Consider the following 17644-nt stretch of genomic DNA (forward strand, 5'->3'; position numbering starts at 1 on the left):
TTCTTCTTAAATAAATTATCTCTCACAGCACTTGCTGTTTACACCACTGCTCAATAAATTCGGTACATTTTTCAATCTCTTCAGAGTCTTGAGCTTTCCGCCGAATCAAATAAAAATTTCGTTTAAAGCTATCATCCAGCATTTGATAAGAAATTCCTTCAACCGCTCGTTCAGAAATTACCGAGCAGCCAAAGCCACGCTTTAATAAACCTACAATGATCTCATTATTTTGAATCTCGATGATAGGGTCTTTGATATCTCTCTCATCTAAAAAGCGCTTCGTGTAATAATGGACGCCGGAAGTATTTTCCCGAACGAGCCACGGGCCGGTCTTAGGATCGCCAGCCAAAACTAGTTGGTCCTCCATTAAAGAAACGCGTTTGATATTCGCTGAGGATAATGGTTTTTCAGTAAATCCAAGATCAACCGTATGATGTTCTACCGCCTGCAGCACTTCTAGCGAATTCATCATTTGAACACTGAAACGAATATGGGGAAAATTTTGATACAAATCGATCAGCAAAGTGGGCAAAACATAATTGGCGAAGGTGTGTGAAGCGCCGATTACACACCGGATGATTTGCTGTTGATTGATTTGAACTGCTTGATACAGATTCTCCCAGTCATCGATCAAATCCACGACCCGCTCGTATAAAATTTCTGCCTGTTGAGTTACCAAGACTTCTTTGCGACCGCTGCGGATGAACAACTGCGTATTCAATTCATTTTCCAGCTGTTTGATCTGTGAAGAAACAGTCGGTTGAGAAATAAATAAAATCTCCGAAGCCTTGGAAAAATTTTTGGTTTCATAAACTACTTTGAAGGTTTCTAGCCATTTAAATATCGTAATCACTTCCATTATTTTTTTCTATCTAAGGTATTATATCAATAAATAATAATAATCAAAGTTGTCGGTTATAATAATTTTCATAGAAAGGAGCCTGCATATGTCTAACACTATTTTAATGTCATTAAAAAAAATCATTCCTGGCTTAAGTTTGTCGGTAGCTGTCGCGATCTGCGGCAAGCTCTTGGCGCTGCTACTGCCAAAGCTTGGTGCAGCGACACTTGCGATCTTGCTGGGGATTCTCTTAGGAAATACTTTTTTTAAACAAACAAGTCTAGCGGACGGGACAAAATTTTCTGAGAGTCGGCTGTTGGAATACTCCGTTGTCTTACTAGGCCTCACAGTGACCTTCCAAACGATTGGTCAAATGGGTATCAAAGGGCTGATTTTTATCATACTTCTCATGACGATCGTCATCGTCGGAGCTTATCTGCTAGGTCGCAAGCTCGGCTTTAATGAAAAAATGGCCTTGATGATGGCCGGTGGAAACGCGGTCTGTGGCTCTTCTGCCATTGGAGCGATTGCACCAGCGATTGAAGCGGATGATAATCAAAAAGGACAGATCATCACGCTGGTGAATCTGCTGGGAACTGTTATGATGCTGACGCTGCCCTTTTTAGGAATTCATTTGTTCGGCGGTGCGTTGTTCGCTAAAAGTGCTTTATTAGGAGGCACGTTGCAATCCGTTGGGCAAGTTGTCGCCGGCGCTAGCTTGGTCAATGCCGAGACGGTCAAATTTTCGATGCTGTTTAAGATCACGCGGATCATTTTTCTCGTCGTTGTAGTATTCGTCTTTGAACAAAAGGTGCGCCGCGATCAATTAGTCACTACCAAAAATGCCAAGAAAAAATTTCCGATTCCTTGGTATGTCTTAGGTTTTCTATTAGCCTGCGTAGTGAATAGCTTCCTGCCTTTACCTGCCTTCTTTAATCAAGGAGCACATTTTATCAGCTCATGGTTTGAAACGATCGCCTTAGCTGCCATTGGCCTGCGTTTAGATTTCCGAAAATTTTTGAAAGAAGGCCCGCGCTTTTTGATTTACGGTTTATCTGTCGGCTCGCTGCAAACCATCGCCGCAGTCGCGTTGATTTTTCTTTTACACATTTAAAAGGACGTGTGCCAACCAACTGGTGGGTCCACGTCCTTCTTTTTTTATTTTATCACCGCGACAATTTCAACTTCCACCAACGCATCCTTAGGCAAGCGGGCCACCTCTACACAAGAACGACTAGGCTTTTCATTAATAAAAAAACTTTCATAGACTTGATTAAACTCGACAAATTCACCGATATCATTCAAAAAACAAGTCGTTTTGATAACTTGATCATAATCTAGATCAACTGCCCGCAAAATGCCACCCACATTTTGCAGCACCTGTTTCGTTTGCTCTTGGATCGTTTCCCCGACTAATTCTCCAGTGACTGGGTCCAAGGCAATCTGGCCTGAGGCATATAAGAAACCATTGACGACTTTTCCTTGCACATAGGGACCAATTGCCTGCGGCGCCTCATTTGTTTCGACGGTGTAAACAGGTGCTACCTCTTGAAGATCCAGTTTCATTACATTGTTTTTCATTTTTCCCACTCCTTTTTTTGAAATCAAAAAAGCACCCCACCTTTATCAGTGAGATGCTGGAGAATCCCACTTAACAAATGTCAAACAGGACTTCAAACCGTTTTTTTCAAAACAAGTCTCAAGTCCTAAGCCTAATAATAATCATTTGCCAAGCAGTCGTCGCGTTCATAGAAATTCTCCTTCTTAAAATTAAATTTAAATGGCAATTAAATTAATTTATGGTTGTAATAATAACGGAGGTTGCTGTGTTTGTCAATAAGTTTAAAGAATTTTCTGACATTTAATCATTGTCTTTCTCTCATTTTTGTAAGCTGATTGTTCGTTAGATACATGGTGAGCCTCAAATTTTTTCGGTATCTTTGAAATAAAGAGAGAGGAGTTTTTTAATGAATCATGGATTGACTGGTTTCCAGTTAAAAGTAGTTGGGGTCATAACGATGGTGATCGATCATCTAGCAGAATTTTTCCTATTTCTAGGAGTTCCGATGTGGTTTCACTGGATCGGACGAATCGCAGCACCGATTTTCCTTTTTGAAAGTTCCGAGGGCTTTATTCATACAAGCAATCGAAAAAAATATATGTTCCGTTTGTTGGTGGGCTATTGGATCATGGGAATCATTGGCCAAATTATCAACCGCTACCTAATGACTGGTGATGCTATTATTATGAATAATATTTTTGGAACGCTGTTTTTAGGAACTGTTTATATGCAAGCATGCGAATACTTCAAACAACGCAAAACTTTTTTCAAAGGATTGATTTGGTTCCTTGTCCCAACACTGCTAAGTATCTTAGCAATGACCTTATTATCTAGCAGCTTATTCGAGTCAGAGATTGGACCGGTTTTCTTCCAAATCTTTACTTTGCTGGTGCCAACTTTATTACTGACTGAGGGTGGAATTTTATTTGTTTTACTAGCCGTCTTGTTCTATCTATTCCACGGCAAAAAACTGTTACAAGTCGCTGCATTAGTAGTAGTCGCAGCAATCATGCTCGTTTTTGGCGGCGGCATACAACAGGCCTTCACTTTGAATTTCCAATGGATGATGCTTTTTTCAGCTATTCCTATCATTCTTTACAACGGCGAAAAAGGCCGCAGCATGCGGAATTTCTTCTACACTTTTTATCCCGCACATATCGCGTTATTCGCCGTCATCAGCTTTTTGATCCAGCGCTAAGCTTGACCTTCAAACAAAAAAGCCGTACAATGCTGATTGTGAATAAATCGTACAGATAACACGCTTCGCGTGTCGAGAGAGAGGCGGTTTCTATTAATTTAGAAACCACCTCTCTCTTTTTGCGAGTTCCTCTTCTTGCTTTAGCAAGTTTAGTGGAATCGTATGCGTGCTGAAGATCATTCATTTTTCGCTTTTTAGAAAAATGAGCCCGCCACTTTGAAGTAGCTGCGATTTCCTCTTCGCATTTTTAATGCGATTAGTGGAATCGTACGCGTACTGAAGAGCATTTCATTTTTCGCTTTTTGAAAAATGAGTCCGCCACTTTGAAGTAGCCGCAAGTTCCTCTTCTTGCTTTAGCAAGTTTAGTGGAATCGCACGCGTGTTGAAGATCATTTCATTTTTCGTTTTTTGAAAAATGAGTCCGCCACTTTGAAGTAGCTGCGAGTTCTTCTTCGCTTTTTTATACGATTATTCAAGTAAAGTCTGTGAGGTTATAAAATGAAAGAAAAGAAAATCCATTTGTTGTATGCTGTCTTAGCCACTGGGATCATGTCCTTCGCTGGTGTCCTGATTGAAACCGCCATGAACGTTACCTTTCCAACATTGATCACACAATTTGGGATCTCCACTGGAATGGTGCAGTGGGTCACGGCGATTTACCTCTTAGTGATCTCTATCATGGTGCCTTTTTCAAATTACTTATTGAAAAATTATTCGATTCGAAAATTATTTTTAGTCGCTAATCTCTTTTTTATTGCCGGTTTGGTGACGGATTTATGGTCGCCTTCCTTTAGTATCTTGTTAGCCGGACGCCTGTTACAAGGTGTCAGCACCGGAATCGCGCTACCGTTAATGTTCCATATTATTTTGAACTTTACACCGATGCATAAACGGGGAACGATGATGGGGGTTGGAACCTTGACGACCTCCATTGCGCCGGCAATCGGACCAACTTACGGCGGAATCATGACCGCTAGCTTGTCTTGGCATTCGATCTTTTTATTTTTACTACCGGTCTTGGCTTTGTCGTTAATTATCGGCTTATATGCGATCCCTGAAATGCCGGTCAAAAAATCCGGCAGACTGGATGTCGTCAGTTTGTTAGGCGTGGCCCTTCTGTTTAGTGGGCTGTTAATGTTCTTAAATCAACTAGGCAGCTGGCTGAGTCTCGTATCTTTGGCCGTTGGAATCTTAGGTCTCGTGATTTTTTATCGGCAAGCGACTCGCGGAAAAAATCCATTGGTGCGCATTACTGTTCTGAAAAACAACGTCTTCGTTTTGTTTTTATGCGGTTTTCTCGTGTGTCAGTTTTTACTTTTAGGAATTTCCTTCGTCCTGCCAAACTTCATCCAGATCGTTCTAGGCAAAGACGCTTTTATTGCTGGCTTAGTTATGATGCCGGGTGCTGCTGTCGGTGCCATCCTAGCACCGATCTCTGGCCGCATCTTAGATACCTTCGGCTCAAAAAAACCAATCCTATTAGGCCTAAGCCTAGCGACGATCGGCTGGATCGCTTTGACCGTATTATTACGAGCACCAAATTTATTAGGGTTTGTAGCAGGCCATGTCTTTTATATGATCGGAATCGGCTTTGCTTACAGCAACCTGATGACGACCGGCATGAATCTATTGCCAGAAGCTGATTACGGCGACGGCAATACTCTTTTTAATACGTTACAACAGTTCTCTGGTGCAGTCGCCACCGCGATCGTCGCGACTATCATTAATCTAGCACAGCAATCCCAGTCGAATTTTATTGCCGCCACTGTTACCGGTTCGCAAATCTCGCTGCTCTTTCTACTCGCACTGCTAGTGATCGTTTTGATTGCTTGTTGGATTCATTTCCGCAAAGAACCAACCATCGCTTGATGGCTGGTTCTTTTTTTTATTCTTCACATTCGCTCATGGAATCAATTGATTCAACTGATTCACTTTTTCTCACTTGCACGATCAAAAGAATTGCTAATAAAACGATCACTGCACCAAAAATCGGTGTGTAGGCAAGTCCTATTTTACCTGTGACTTGAGCGCCAATCGTTGAACCTAAAGTAATTCCGATATTAAAAGCTGCGATGTTCAAGGCTGAGGCCAAAGTAATATCTTGTGGGACATATTTTTCGGCTAGCTCTACAACATACAGCTGCAAGCCAGGGACATTCATGAATGCAAATAGACCTAACAACAGCGCCGCCGACAATCCTAAAATAGTGTTTCCAAGCAAAACGGTCACAAATAAAAAGACGAGCGCAACTAACAATAAACCAAACATCTTCATCAATGAAGCCAACGGTTGAGCATTGGCAAAGTGTCCACCAATTGTATTTCCAATCGCCACCATGATGCCGTAAACGATCAAAATAATGACCACCGCACTAGCAGAAAAACCAAATCCTGCTAAAATTGGCGATAAATAAGTATACGCTGCAAAAGTCCCGCCATAACCAAATGCCGTGATTAAAAAGGACATGACTAACGGTTTGTTCGTAAAGATTCTTACAAATCCCTTTAAGTCAATTTTTCCTGGTATTGGTAAATTACGAGGCACTAAAAAGCTGCTGGCGATCAATCCAATTAAACCAACGACTGCGATAAAAATGAAGGACATTTTCCAAGTCGTTTGCTGACCGATAAAGGTTCCTAGTGGTACTCCGGTCACTGTTGCAACTGTCAAACCAGTAAACATAATGGCAATCGCACTTGCTCGCCGTGAAGGTTCCACGACATCCGCCGCAATCACTGTAGAGACCGACATAAAGATGCCATGAGCGAGCGCCGCTAAAATTCGACCAACTAATAAAATCAGAAAAGTCGGCGCAAAGGCCGCTAACAGATTCCCGCTGATAAACAACAGCATAATACCTAGCATCAAGTTGCGTCGATTCCATTTTCCTGTTAAGACAGTCAAAAGCGGCGCACCGATCGTAACGCCTAACGCATAGAGTGAGACCGTCAGGCCCGCTTGAGCCAACGTGACGTGAAAACTTTTGACTAGCAGTGGCAGCAGGCCGACACTGATAAATTCAGTCGATCCAATCGCAAAGGCATTGATCGCTAAAGCAAATAACGTTAAATTAGGTGATAGTTTCTTTTCCATTTTCTTCCTCCAAAGCAAGTATTTGTAAGCTACGAAAAGATACTATATACTGTGGAAGATCTTTTGGTAAGTACCCACTTTTTTGTACCATAGATACTTTTTAGTAACTTTTGGATCATAACAAGCTTTAAAGGAGCAAAAAAAATTTGGAAAATCGCGCTTATATGATCGGTGTCGAAGCCACGATGGCTGTCATCGGTGGAAAATGGAAACCGATCATTCTATGTAATCTTCGGCATGGGCCGATGCGCCCTAGTGATTTGAAACGAGGAATCTCTGGCATCAGTCAAAAAATGCTGACTTCTCAGCTGCGAGAATTAGAAGCGGACAACATTATCGACCGCAAAGTCTATCAACAAGTCCCGCCGAAGGTCGAATATTCTTTAAGTGAATACGGCCGCAGTCTATCTGACATTTTGGACAACCTGTGTAGCTGGGGCGAACAGCACGTCGCTCATCTACAAGAACAAGGCCACCCAGTTTGCTTAGAGAAAGCAAACTAAAAAGAGGTTGGGACAAAAGTGTTCAACTTCAAGAAATTTCGGCTTATTTCCGAAGAAGCTACTTCTGTCACACCGTTTATACGGAAATAGGAGCTGAGACAAATTAATGTCCCAGCTCCTTCTTTTATCTGCCGCGGAAAGAAAGGATAAATTTTTTACATGAATAAATCGCTTTACAACAAGTATATCCATGTTCGGCTTCACAAACTAGCTTTATCAGCAATATGCCAAACGAGTTTGCGAAAGCCTTTTTCACGTAATAGAAACATCGTCTGCTATTTCAGCCCAATGATTCGTCGGTCCATGTCCATGCCCCACATAAATCGGCTGGCTAATCGCCGCTTGAATAAATTGCTTGCCAATAACGATCGCTTGCTTCAAGTCCGTCCCTTTTGCCAACTCAGCCGCGATACAAGCAGAAAAAGTATCGCCGGTACCATGAGTATTTGCCGTTTCAACACGAGGTGTGCTCATCCAGAAGGCCTCACCATCGGCTAGTAACACGAAATCGGCCGCGTTGCTATTGTGACTATGACCGCCTTTGACGATCACATTTTTCGTCCCTAAGGCTTGCAGTTTTTTAGCTGCCGTGGTCATTTCTTGATCCGTTACGATCCGTTCACCAATGATCACCTCTGCTTCTGGCAAATTAGGTGTCACGACGGTAGCTAATGGCAATAATTTTTGATTGATCGTCTGGACCGCCTCGGTTTGTAATAGATGGTGTCCGCCTTTTGCCACCATTACTGGATCAACGATCAGTGGGCCAAAATCGACCTGCTTTAATTTTTTCACGACCGTTTCGACCCGTTCCACATCGGCCAGCATTCCTGTCTTTGCCGCTCCAATCGTAAAATCCGCCGCTAGCGAATCAAATTGCTCTTCGATGAAGGCGCTAGGAATAGCCAAGCTGTCCTGCACACCGTAAGTGTTTTGCGCCGTCAAAGCTACGATGATACTCATGCCAAACGCCTTTCGCGCTTGAAAGGTTTTTAAATCGGCTTGAATGCCCGCTCCGCCGCCTGAATCTGAGCCGGCGATAGTGACGACTTGTGGTGTTGAATTAATCATGCTTGGACCTCCAGTACATCAATCATTTTTTGTTTCAGTGAACGAACCTTCGCTGCGACATTTTCCGCTAGCATGATCTCACTGACAATTGAAACACCTGCAATACCTGTTCCCTTAAATTGAAGGAGTTTATCTTCCTTGATCCCGCCAATCGCCACGCTAGGGATTGCGACAGCTTGATTGATTGCTTGCAATGTTTCTAGCGAAGTCAAGGTTGTCTCTTTTGTCGTCGTGGGAAAAATCGCACCGATTCCTAAATAGTCGGCCCCTGCCTGCTGTGCTTCCAAGCCGCGAGCGACCGTCTTAGCGGACACCCCTAATAGTTTCTCTGAACCGATCAAAGACCGAACCACGTTCACCGGCATTTCATCATCGCCAATGTGGACACCTGCTGCATCCACTGCCAAACAAATATCCACCCGATCATTAATGATCAATGGAACTTGATAACAATCCGTCACTGCCTTGACTTTTCGCGCCAATTCATAAAAAGCGCCGCTTAATAATTCTTTTTCTCGCAATTGCACCAAGGTTACGCCGTTTTGACAAGCTTCCTCGATGATACTTAAAAATTTCTTGTCGTTAAACTGATAGTGGTCCGTCACTAAATACAACGTTAAATCCATGAGCGTTGCCATCCTTTCACACCTTTTGTCCACTCTGTTTCCATCAACAAAGTCAATTGATTCAATGTCTCTTGCCGAAAATTTGCTAAGCCTCGCTGATTTTTAGCCGCTTCACCGCAACAGTTGAAATAACTGACGGCACTCACTACCGCTGCTGCTCCAACCACTCCACTGCCTAGCAAGGCCGCGATCAATGCGCCCACCACATCACCGGTGCCAGTAAAACGATCCAACTCCGGTACGCCATTTTGCAAGCGCCAGCTATTCTTTTGATCCACCACCAGGTCTTGACTGCCCGTGGCTAAGAAAATCGTTCGTGGATAGTCCACCGTCAATTTTTGTAAAGCAAGCGTTAATTCCTCCAGCGCCGCTTCACTTTGATCCAACGGACTACCGTCCACCCCACGAGCCTGACTCGGTAACCCGCAAAAATTCCGCAGCTCAGAAATATTTCCCTTTACCACAGTGGGCTCCGCCGCTACCAGCAAACGGCCAACTTGATTTCGCACAGTACTGACACCATAGCCGACTAAATCCACGACCGTTGGCTTTTTCAGCTCTTTAGCCAATTCAGCAGCCCCCACTAAACTTTTTTCCCGTGTTTTTGACAAATGACCAATATTCAACAGCAAGCTGTCGGTCTGCTGAAACAGCTCCGCAAACTCCCGCTCGTCTGAAGCCATGATGGGTTTAGCCCCCACGTACAGCAAAGCATTGGCCACTGTTTCGCAAGTCACCTCATTCGTAATACAATGAACCAAGGGCGCATTTGCCAAAGGCATGCTCGCACTTATCTCAACCGTTTTCATTCAAACCTTCTCCCTTCAAAAAACAATCGCTGCCAGCGCTTGAATATTTTTGTTTCTTTCAGCTTCACCAAGACAACAAAGGCGATAGCGGAACCAATCAAGGTCGCTCCGATAAAACGCGGCGTATAAATCAGCCAATATAATTCCTGCTGACTGCCAGTAAACCAAACCATCACCGGATAAGACAGCAATGAGCCTAAGATTCCCGTCCCGAAAATTTCACCTACCATCGACCAGACGAGCTTTCTGCCAAACTTGTAGAACAGCCCTGCAAAAAAAGCCCCGAAGACTGCCCCCGTTAAAGCTAACGGTGGAATCCCCAACATCGTCATGCGAATCAACGCACAGACCAAAGCCATCATGGTACCGTAAAAAGGACCCAGCAATACTCCGGCAATAATATTCATGACGCTCGACATCGGCGCCATCCCTTCAATCCTCATTAACGGAGACAACACTACGTCTAAAGCAATCATCAACGCCAACAAGGTCAACTTATGGATACGATCTTTTTCCATGCAAACAGCCCCTTTTCCTCAAGAGATATTTGGGGCTGGTCGTTCCACTCTTGCTGCTAGAAAGTCATTGTAAAAATAGAAAAACCCAACCAAAAAAACTGGTCGGGTACAATTCATCACTAGCTACATTTCCCTTCGACAGTCTTAACTGCATCAGGTTCAGTGGGTATAATCTCAGCTAAATAGCACCCCAAATGTTTCTCTTCAATTTGTTTGAAGTATAACATACTTTTTTTATTCCAACTAGCTTATACTTAGGAAAAAGGAGGGAAACTTTTATGCCAAAACCAAATTTTTCCGCCATTCATCATGTGGCGATCATTGTTTCTGATTATCAGAAGGCTCGTAACTTTTATGTCGATATCTTAGGTCTGCCCATCATTCGTGAAAATTATCGTCCAGAACGAGAGGATTATAAATTGGATTTGCAGCTAAATGACGCTGAATTAGAAATTTTTGCCGCAAATAACCCGCCTCAACGTCCCAGTTTTCCTGAAGCGGCCGGTTTGCGTCATCTCGCTTTTAAAACAGAAGACATCGAAGCGACAGTCGCCTACTTAAAGGAACAAGGGGTGGACTGCGAACCTTTACGCAGCGATGATTTTACCGGTGAACGGATGACGTTCTTTTTCGATCCCGATGGTTTGCCGTTAGAGCTACACGAATAAAAAAGCGGCAGAATTTGCTCTGCCGCTTTTTCTATGCTTCATCAACAGGATACTTGATGGCATTTTTCTTTAATTTTTCACTGATGATCTCATCAATATCGAAGTCCAAATTATCTGCCATCATATACGAATAGATCAAAACATCCGCTAGCTCTTCTTTCAAACGTTCGGTTTGGGTTCGCGCTTCTTTCGAGTCCTTCCATTGAAAAAGCTCTAATAGCTCCGCCGCTTCTAGTGTAATCGACAGCGCCAGATCCTTTTCATTATGAAAGGGACGCCAGTTTCGTTCGTCACGAAATTGATTGATTTTTTCCATACTGTTCATAGTCAACCTTCTTTCGCTCCTATTCTACCACAGAAACAAGACTGCGCTTTTCCGCCAGCTCACTGACCATCTCTTGAATCCAGCGAGTACTTTGAACCGTCAAAAAAGGATCGATCACTACTACCGGGTAATCCTTTGGTAGCCCTTCAGCAGAGCCCGTGGTAATCAGACAATCGTATTTTTTTAATTCCTCTTGCAGTTGTAAAGAGCCGCCGACTAACTTTTCAAAATGATGAATGGAAAAATTCCCGTACACCGAAACTTGAATTTGTCTTGTCAGAAAGGTTTCCTCAGTCGGAGTTAAATCTGATAATAATAAAACTTTTAGCAAATGATCCTGACTGGCTAACCAATCTAAGCTCTTGACCTCTGTCGTAACTAATAAATAAATATAGTTCCGGATATAATCCTCATCTTGGAACATCTGATACTTATCTACGAAACGCTCGACTAAATCTCTGATTTTTTCTACTCCGCGACGATATACGCGGGAAACTTCCTTTAGAAAAGAGGTTCGATTGCGCCAAAGCAGTCCGATATATTTACCTTCAGGATTGCAGAAATAAAAATCATTGCACAGCACCGTCGTCAAATCAATTCGCGCTTGCTTGGTTAAACGATGACCCAGCATTTGATTGAATTCCTCGACTAGCTCATAATGCTCCATAAATAATTTTTGATACTTCGGATTATCCGTCATGGCGATCTCCCGATGAGGAATACTGAAAACAATCGAGTCAGAATACGTTAGCCACAGCGTATCTCGCAGCATCATCGGGGGTAACTCTAGATTCACACCATCGCGAACGGCTTGCTTTAGTCTTTTATAAGAGACGCCTAAAGGCATGATCAGCCCTTCCGTCCGCAGCTCGTCTTCAGGATAATCGTGCCCGCTCTTTATCCGCCAAAAGCTGATGTACATATTATAGATGACACGTTTTTTGAAAATATATTTTTCGTGGATCTGATTCGCCTCCACAAAATCTTGGACATATTGTTCAATGATGTAATAGTGCTTCGTTGGTAATTTCGGCAAGGTACTTTCAAAAGCGCTTTGACGCTCGCTATAAAAACGATAATAAAAATTACGAATCTCAGCTTCATTCCCTTCGATTCGTAATGGCCGATAGCATAATTCCATCCCAGCCTGCGTCAAGACCTTCTCGATCTTTTTCAAATAGCGCTGTGTATTAGAAGAACTAAGGTACAGCTTCTTTGCTAAGGCGGTGATGTTCTCACACTCTTCATATAACAATTCTTCGATGATCTGAAATTCCGGACAAGTATTTAAGATATTTGCGTATAAATTACCCAAGCTAACCGTCTTATCCACGATTAAACGGTAGAGTCCTTTCGTTTTAATGATTTGAAAATTCGGATTTTCTCCATTAATTAGTTCAATATCATTTAATAAAATTGGTAATGAACAATTCAGTTCACTTAACAATTGATCACTCGACCAACCATCTCTTCGATAATACAGCTGCTCCAACAACGCTAATCGACGATTATTACTTGTTCCTAAAATTGTACGAAAGTCCACGATCATTCTCCCCTTTTAAAGAACGCCCCTGCCAAACCTCATCTCTCTCCAAACAACTCATCTCAGAAAATAAAGTACCCGCCTTTTTACAAGATAGATTTAGCCTGAAAAACGCCCTCTACGGAAAAAGAAAAGAACTTACAACCCGTATCACTTTCTCATTTTGCTTTCATCGTCTTATTCAAAAAAAGACTTGAATACTTGGAATCTTCTTTGTTGTTAACAAATAATAATATATTAAAGTGATATTGACAATTTTAGCCTAAAATAATTCAAAATGTATAAATTAGAAAAATTCATTTTTTGAAAAATAGGAAAAAATTGAAAAAAAAGCAATTTCATTTCGCAAAAAAGACCATGAATCAGCTACTTTAAGCCTTAACTTCAGCTTTCTAAATGAACTTTTAAAAAAATTTAATTTTTTTGTTTATTCTACTTCACATAAACTCACTAGAATTGATCCAGCTAGTTCTGTTTCCTCCCATTAATACTAGACAACTCATTTATCACTCTGATAATTTTATAAAAAATCGCTTACAAAATTAATTAACTAATCAATGCGAGATAATACTTTTGCCAAAATTCTTCGGTGACGACCTTTTCACCAGCTTCGACTAAAAATTCGCCCTTCGTCGGCTCCATGATACGCTCATCTGGAACGTGGTACAGGCGACGCTGGCCTTTAATAGGAAAAGGATGGATGCAGCGTACATTTTTAAAGATCCAAGCGTAAGAGCCTTCCCCTAACTGTTCCACATCAACCAAGTCCACAATACAAACCGCATGCCCCGAAATGCAGCCGGGGGTTTTGATTGCCGTTGAACAAATTAGTAATGGCCCGCGATGATGCGTAGTCCATGAACGATATTCCTTTGTTTTCTTTCCCGCAAGAATTTCCATAACTGGCTCGGGATGAATAGAGATAGCTTTCAAGAAACTTGCCTCCCTTTGCTTATTTATTATTATTTTATCACTTATTTCTCTCGATAATATATATATATATATCGCTTACATTTGTGAAAAAACTAAATAATAATATTGATTTATCTTAATTTACTAACTTGATGCCGCGATAATTTTTTCAAATAGCGGTGGCCAAGTCGATTCGAAAACGATAATTTTAGTTTCAATATTTTGATTTTCTGGGCGATTGGCCACACGATACAAGATCTCTGCCGCTTCCTTTTTGGGATAATTGTAGATTCCTGTACTTAATACTGGCAAAGCTAGCGTTTGAACAGCCTGTTGATGCGCCAAATGAAAAATTGCTTCATAGGCAGACTGCAACTGCTCCGCTTCATGCTGCTTCCCGTCACGATAACGGGGACCAACTGCGTGAATAACATAATCAGCCGCCAAATCAAAAGCAGGTGTAATGACCGCAGTACCAGTCGGTGTCCCACCCATCGCTGCCATCGCTTTTTTTAGTGCTGGACCCGCCACTCGATTAAGCGCCCCGTCAACACCACCACCTGGGATCAAGGCTGTATTAGCCGCGTTTACGATCGCATCCACCGAAAAGGGCAAGCGAGAGATATCTCCTAAGATGACTTCAATCATAGTAAAACTCCTTTCAATTGCTTTTTATCTAGTATATCAAGATTTTTTTAATCCTATTATATAAAAAACCGCAGCCAATTACTTGGGTGCGGGGCAGCCGTTACATTAGCTCAGCTTGTTGTTTCTTTGTTAATTTTTGATAGACTAGCCGGTAAGAAATTTCAATTAATTGTTCGATTGCTTGATCGTTTAATTCCTCGCTGACTAGCTTAATCGAATTCCAGTGATTCTTATTCGTATAATAGCCTGGACTCACAATTCCCTGATACATTTCTCGTAGTTCTTCATTTTTTGTCGGCAGATTTTTCAAGGTGATGATTGTTTCTTCATTTGCTTGATCGCTCATCATCCCAAACATTTTTCCTTGCAGATCAAAATAAAAGACTTGCCAATCCTGCCGAAAATAAACCTTCGCGCCTTTCAATGTCTGACCAAACGTTTTAAAGCGCTCCATCCTTTGCTGGATCATTCTATTTTCCATCGCGTATTCCTTTCTCTGTTTCATCCTTTATCGTATCATTTTTTTAGTGAGTTTGAGGTATAAAAATCACAGCCCAGCAGATACCAAACATTTTCTGGTACCTTTCTAGGCTGTGATTTCTTTGATTGCAGCACGTATCCCTTAGACGATCGACATGCCGCCGTCGATCACAATAAACTGTCCATTTGTATAACTTGACGCGTCACTTGAAAAATAAAGGATCGTTCCATTCAACTCACCGCGTTTTCCTGGACGACTCATCGGATTCAAACCTTGGTATAGATTTAAAAAGTCTTTCGACTTGAAGAGAGTATCTTCGGTCATCTCAGATTCGAATAAACCTGGCCCAATCGCATTCGTAGTGATGTTGTATTTTCCGTAGCTGGCCGCCATGCCCTTTGTTAGCCCTAGCACGGCTGCTTTACTAGCATTGTAAGAATGACGAATAAACACATCTTCTTTATCCGCCATCACCGCGTTGATCGATGCCACATTGACGATTCGGCCATAGTGATTGTCCATCATATGCTTCACTACATATTTACTAACAAGGAAAATCCCTTTGACATTCACATCCATCGACTTATCAAAATCTTCTACCGTCAAAGAATCGACCCCGCCTCTGACAGCAATCCCCGCGTTGTTCAACAAGATATCCAAGTGGCCAAAATGATCATAAGCTTGTTGGATGCCGGCTTTTACATTTTCCTCATCGGTGACATCCATTTTAATCGCCAACACATCGCGACCGATCTTTTTGATCTCCGCCGCGACTTCTTCCAACCGTTCCAACCTTCTCGCCAATAAAACCACATCTGCCCCAGCTTCCGCATACGCGATAGCCGCATCTCGCCCTAAACCACTGCTGGCTCCTGTAACAACTGCAACTTTTCCTGTTAGTTCAAACATTTATCCGATTCCTCCTTTTTTGTTAGCGCATTCATTTGCTTGTGTTAACCGTACCGAAAAGCAGTTGGCCCTGTCAATAGTTTTTAAGAAAAAGAGCGTGAGATCGCTAATCACGATCAAAAAAGTTCTTTTTCTCAAAGTGAGAAAAAGAACTTTTAACCAAGCTTATTGAAAGCGATCTAAGATCGTTCGCACTTCCGCGGTTGATTTCGTATTCATCAGGCTGACACGCAAATCATTCGCACCAGGGAAGCCTTTCACGTAAATCTTAAAGAAGCGATGCAAGCCGACGATTGAACGAGGAACTTGTTCAGCGAATTGGTCTTGCAAATCCAGTTGTAACCGTAACAAATCCATCATTTCTTTTGGTGTATGTTCCTTCACTTCTTTTTCAAAAGCATAAGGATTCTTGAAAATACCACGACCGATCATGATACCATCCACACCATATTTTTCCGCTAATTCTAATCCCATCTGACGGTCCAAAATATCACCGTTGATGGTGATCAAGGTTTGCGGCGCGATTTCATCTCGCAATTTGACGATTTCAGGAATCAAGTCCCAATGAGCATCGACTTTGCTCATTTCTTTTCTCGTCCGCATATGGACCGACAGATTCGCGATATCTTGTTTTAGCAAATGACTGATCCATGCTTCAAGCTCGTCTTTTTCGGTAAAGCCAATACGGGTCTTGACGCTGACCGGCAATCCACCTGCCTTCGCCGCTTCGATCAACTCCGCTGCTACCTCTGGTCGCAAGATCAGACCGCTTCCTTTGCCTCGCTCGGCGACATTGGGGACCGGACAGCCCATATTTAGATCGATTCCTTTAAAGCCCATCTCAGCTAACGCAATGCTCATCTCACGGAAAAATTCCGGTTTATCTCCCCAAATATGCGCCACCATCGGTTGCTCATCTTCCGTAAACGTCAAGCGACCACGCACGCTTTCAATTCCATCAGGGTGACAAAAACTATCTGAATTCGTAAATTCTGTAAAAAAGACGTCCGGCGCTCCGGCTGCTTTGACTACATGCCGAAAAACAACATCCGTCACATCCTCCATCGGTGCCAAAATAAAAAAGGGCTTTGGCAATTCTGCCCAAAAATTGGTTTTCATGCTATGTACTTCCTCCTATCGCGCACAGACGCGATTTTCAAAACAGGATCATTATACTAAGGATCGGCTGAAGAATCAAAGAGGGTGTTTGACTACTTGCTTTCAGATTGAAAAAGATGCGATTCAGTTAGTAAATAGTAGATACAAATGATTAATTATCTTCTTAACCCGCGAAAAGTTTAATTTACAGCATGAATTATATCCATTAGGGGAAAATGATTTATTAATCAATTTTTTATTTAAAACTTCTGATATCAATCTTTCAGCTTTCTCGCGTCTATCACGCACAGCTTTCTCATATCTACGGTACTAAAACTCCAGCACGAGCAACGTCCTGCTCATCCTGCGACGAATTGAAGAAAACGCCAAAGATATTTCTTTGCAGGAATTAGCTGCTGAGCTGGGCTATAATCGAAGCTATTTATCGAATCTAATCAAAAAAGAGACCGGAAAAAACTTTAAACAGCTAGTGATCGAGCAACGCCTTCACGAAGCTCACCATTTGCTTTTAACAACCAATATTTCGATTGACATTATCTGCGAATATGTCGGCTTCACCAACCGAACACAGTTTTACAAAAAATTCAACGAACTATTCAACGCCTCTCCGCAAAACGTGCGCTCCATGCGCTAAAAATTTTAGGAGTGGAAAAAAGCCACTCCATTTTTATTCTAACGATCACAACAGCTTCGAAATGATCCAGCAATTGATCAGTAAAAATAACTGTCATAAAGAGAACCTACGCCTGTCACCACTAAGATCCAAATAAGCCTTGGCGCAAGTGATGCTGTTTTGAGGTCGCCGTTAGTAAAGACAG

Annotated in this window: 20 protein-coding genes and 1 riboswitch; of the genes, 6 read left to right on the forward strand and 14 right to left on the reverse strand. The window is 42.2% G+C overall.

The window, feature by feature from the left end:
• Positions 1 to 22: 22 nt before the first annotated feature.
• On the reverse strand, positions 23 to 859 hold the full coding sequence (locus IGI54_RS11510; RefSeq protein ID WP_216430491.1) for a LysR family transcriptional regulator: 837 nt from the start codon (positions 857 to 859) through the stop codon (positions 23 to 25).
• Positions 860 to 947: 88 nt separating this feature from the next.
• Between IGI54_RS11510 and IGI54_RS11515 the strand changes: the two genes are divergently transcribed.
• On the forward strand, positions 948 to 1955 hold the full coding sequence (locus IGI54_RS11515) for a YeiH family protein (RefSeq protein ID WP_430620771.1): 1008 nt from the start codon (positions 948 to 950) through the stop codon (positions 1953 to 1955).
• A gap of 44 nt (positions 1956 to 1999) precedes the next feature.
• Here the strand turns inward: IGI54_RS11515 and IGI54_RS11520 are convergent, their stop codons facing one another.
• Positions 2000 to 2422: a RidA family protein gene (locus tag IGI54_RS11520; protein ID WP_430620772.1), complete on the reverse strand. Its 423-nt coding sequence runs from the start codon at positions 2420 to 2422 to the stop codon at positions 2000 to 2002.
• Positions 2423 to 2808: 386 nt separating this feature from the next.
• Between IGI54_RS11520 and IGI54_RS11525 the strand changes: the two genes are divergently transcribed.
• On the forward strand, positions 2809 to 3600 hold the full coding sequence (locus IGI54_RS11525) for a TraX family protein (protein ID WP_430620773.1): 792 nt from the start codon (positions 2809 to 2811) through the stop codon (positions 3598 to 3600).
• A 498-nt stretch (positions 3601 to 4098) separates the two neighbouring features.
• Positions 4099 to 5469 carry an MFS transporter gene (locus IGI54_RS11530; protein ID WP_430620774.1) on the forward strand — a complete coding sequence of 457 codons (1371 nt, stop codon included), beginning with the start codon at positions 4099 to 4101 and terminating at the stop codon, positions 5467 to 5469.
• Between the two features lie 16 nt (positions 5470 to 5485).
• Here IGI54_RS11530 and IGI54_RS11535 read toward each other — a convergent pair whose 3' ends face one another.
• Complete coding sequence (locus IGI54_RS11535; RefSeq protein WP_430620775.1) at positions 5486 to 6694, reverse strand: MFS transporter; 1209 nt, start codon at positions 6692 to 6694, stop codon at positions 5486 to 5488.
• 146 nt (positions 6695 to 6840) lie between these two features.
• Here IGI54_RS11535 and IGI54_RS11540 point away from each other — a divergent pair, with 146 nt between their 5' ends.
• The gene (locus IGI54_RS11540) at positions 6841 to 7197 is read left to right on the forward strand and encodes a winged helix-turn-helix transcriptional regulator (protein WP_216430485.1); all 357 of its coding nucleotides are present in this window, start codon (positions 6841 to 6843) and stop codon (positions 7195 to 7197) included.
• Between the two features lie 252 nt (positions 7198 to 7449).
• Here IGI54_RS11540 and thiD read toward each other — a convergent pair whose 3' ends face one another.
• Genes thiD through thiW form a run of 4 tightly spaced genes read right to left on the reverse strand, consistent with a single transcriptional unit; the run spans position 7450 to position 10221 of the window.
• Entirely contained in the window at positions 7450 to 8268 is an 819-nt protein-coding gene (thiD, locus tag IGI54_RS11545; protein ID WP_430620776.1) for a bifunctional hydroxymethylpyrimidine kinase/phosphomethylpyrimidine kinase, read from the reverse strand.
• Positions 8265 to 8894, reverse strand: coding sequence for a thiamine phosphate synthase (gene thiE / locus IGI54_RS11550; RefSeq protein WP_311900690.1), 630 nt, complete (start codon positions 8892 to 8894; stop codon positions 8265 to 8267). The genes thiD and thiE overlap by 4 nt, the downstream gene beginning before the upstream one ends.
• On the reverse strand, positions 8885 to 9703 hold the full coding sequence (locus IGI54_RS11555; protein ID WP_430620777.1) for a hydroxyethylthiazole kinase: 819 nt from the start codon (positions 9701 to 9703) through the stop codon (positions 8885 to 8887). The genes thiE and IGI54_RS11555 overlap by 10 nt, the downstream gene beginning before the upstream one ends.
• Positions 9700 to 10221 (reverse strand): energy coupling factor transporter S component ThiW, encoded by a 522-nt coding sequence (gene thiW, locus IGI54_RS11560; RefSeq protein ID WP_071862617.1) that lies wholly within the window; start codon positions 10219 to 10221, stop codon positions 9700 to 9702. Before thiW ends, IGI54_RS11555 begins: the two co-directional genes overlap by 4 nt.
• A gap of 113 nt (positions 10222 to 10334) precedes the next feature.
• Positions 10335 to 10424, reverse strand: a riboswitch (TPP riboswitch).
• 75 nt (positions 10425 to 10499) lie between these two features.
• Here thiW and gloA2 point away from each other — a divergent pair.
• Entirely contained in the window at positions 10500 to 10889 is a 390-nt protein-coding gene (gene gloA2 / locus IGI54_RS11565) for an SMU1112c/YaeR family gloxylase I-like metalloprotein (RefSeq protein ID WP_430620778.1), read from the forward strand.
• Positions 10890 to 10920: 31 nt separating this feature from the next.
• On the opposite strand, the gene IGI54_RS11570 is transcribed toward gloA2, so the two are convergent.
• The 7 genes from IGI54_RS11570 to IGI54_RS11600 form a co-directional block, all read right to left on the reverse strand.
• On the reverse strand, positions 10921 to 11214 hold the full coding sequence (locus IGI54_RS11570) for a nucleotide pyrophosphohydrolase (protein ID WP_430620779.1): 294 nt from the start codon (positions 11212 to 11214) through the stop codon (positions 10921 to 10923).
• A gap of 19 nt (positions 11215 to 11233) precedes the next feature.
• A complete protein-coding gene (locus IGI54_RS11575; protein WP_430620780.1) occupies positions 11234 to 12757 on the reverse strand; it encodes a helix-turn-helix domain-containing protein in 1524 nt (507 codons plus the stop codon).
• A gap of 546 nt (positions 12758 to 13303) precedes the next feature.
• A complete protein-coding gene (locus IGI54_RS11580; protein WP_430620781.1) occupies positions 13304 to 13690 on the reverse strand; it encodes an ASCH domain-containing protein in 387 nt (128 codons plus the stop codon).
• Between the two features lie 123 nt (positions 13691 to 13813).
• Positions 13814 to 14317, reverse strand: a complete 504-nt coding sequence (locus IGI54_RS11585) for a macro domain-containing protein (RefSeq protein ID WP_430620782.1) — start codon at positions 14315 to 14317, stop codon at positions 13814 to 13816.
• A gap of 100 nt (positions 14318 to 14417) precedes the next feature.
• A complete protein-coding gene (locus IGI54_RS11590) occupies positions 14418 to 14798 on the reverse strand; it encodes an MmcQ/YjbR family DNA-binding protein (protein ID WP_311900701.1) in 381 nt (126 codons plus the stop codon).
• A 141-nt stretch (positions 14799 to 14939) separates the two neighbouring features.
• Positions 14940 to 15707, reverse strand: a complete 768-nt coding sequence (locus IGI54_RS11595; RefSeq protein WP_430620783.1) for an SDR family NAD(P)-dependent oxidoreductase — start codon at positions 15705 to 15707, stop codon at positions 14940 to 14942.
• 165 nt (positions 15708 to 15872) lie between these two features.
• Entirely contained in the window at positions 15873 to 16826 is a 954-nt protein-coding gene (locus IGI54_RS11600; protein WP_379946150.1) for a tRNA dihydrouridine synthase, read from the reverse strand.
• A 379-nt stretch (positions 16827 to 17205) separates the two neighbouring features.
• Between IGI54_RS11600 and IGI54_RS11605 the strand changes: the two genes are divergently transcribed.
• Positions 17206 to 17460 carry a helix-turn-helix domain-containing protein gene (locus tag IGI54_RS11605; RefSeq protein ID WP_430620784.1) on the forward strand — a complete coding sequence of 85 codons (255 nt, stop codon included), beginning with the start codon at positions 17206 to 17208 and terminating at the stop codon, positions 17458 to 17460.
• Positions 17461 to 17644: the final 184 nt, after the last annotated feature.

The sequence above is a fragment of the Enterococcus sp. DIV0800 genome, assembly GCF_050559735.1.
GTDB classification, from domain to species: domain Bacteria; phylum Bacillota; class Bacilli; order Lactobacillales; family Enterococcaceae; genus Enterococcus_A; species Enterococcus_A devriesei.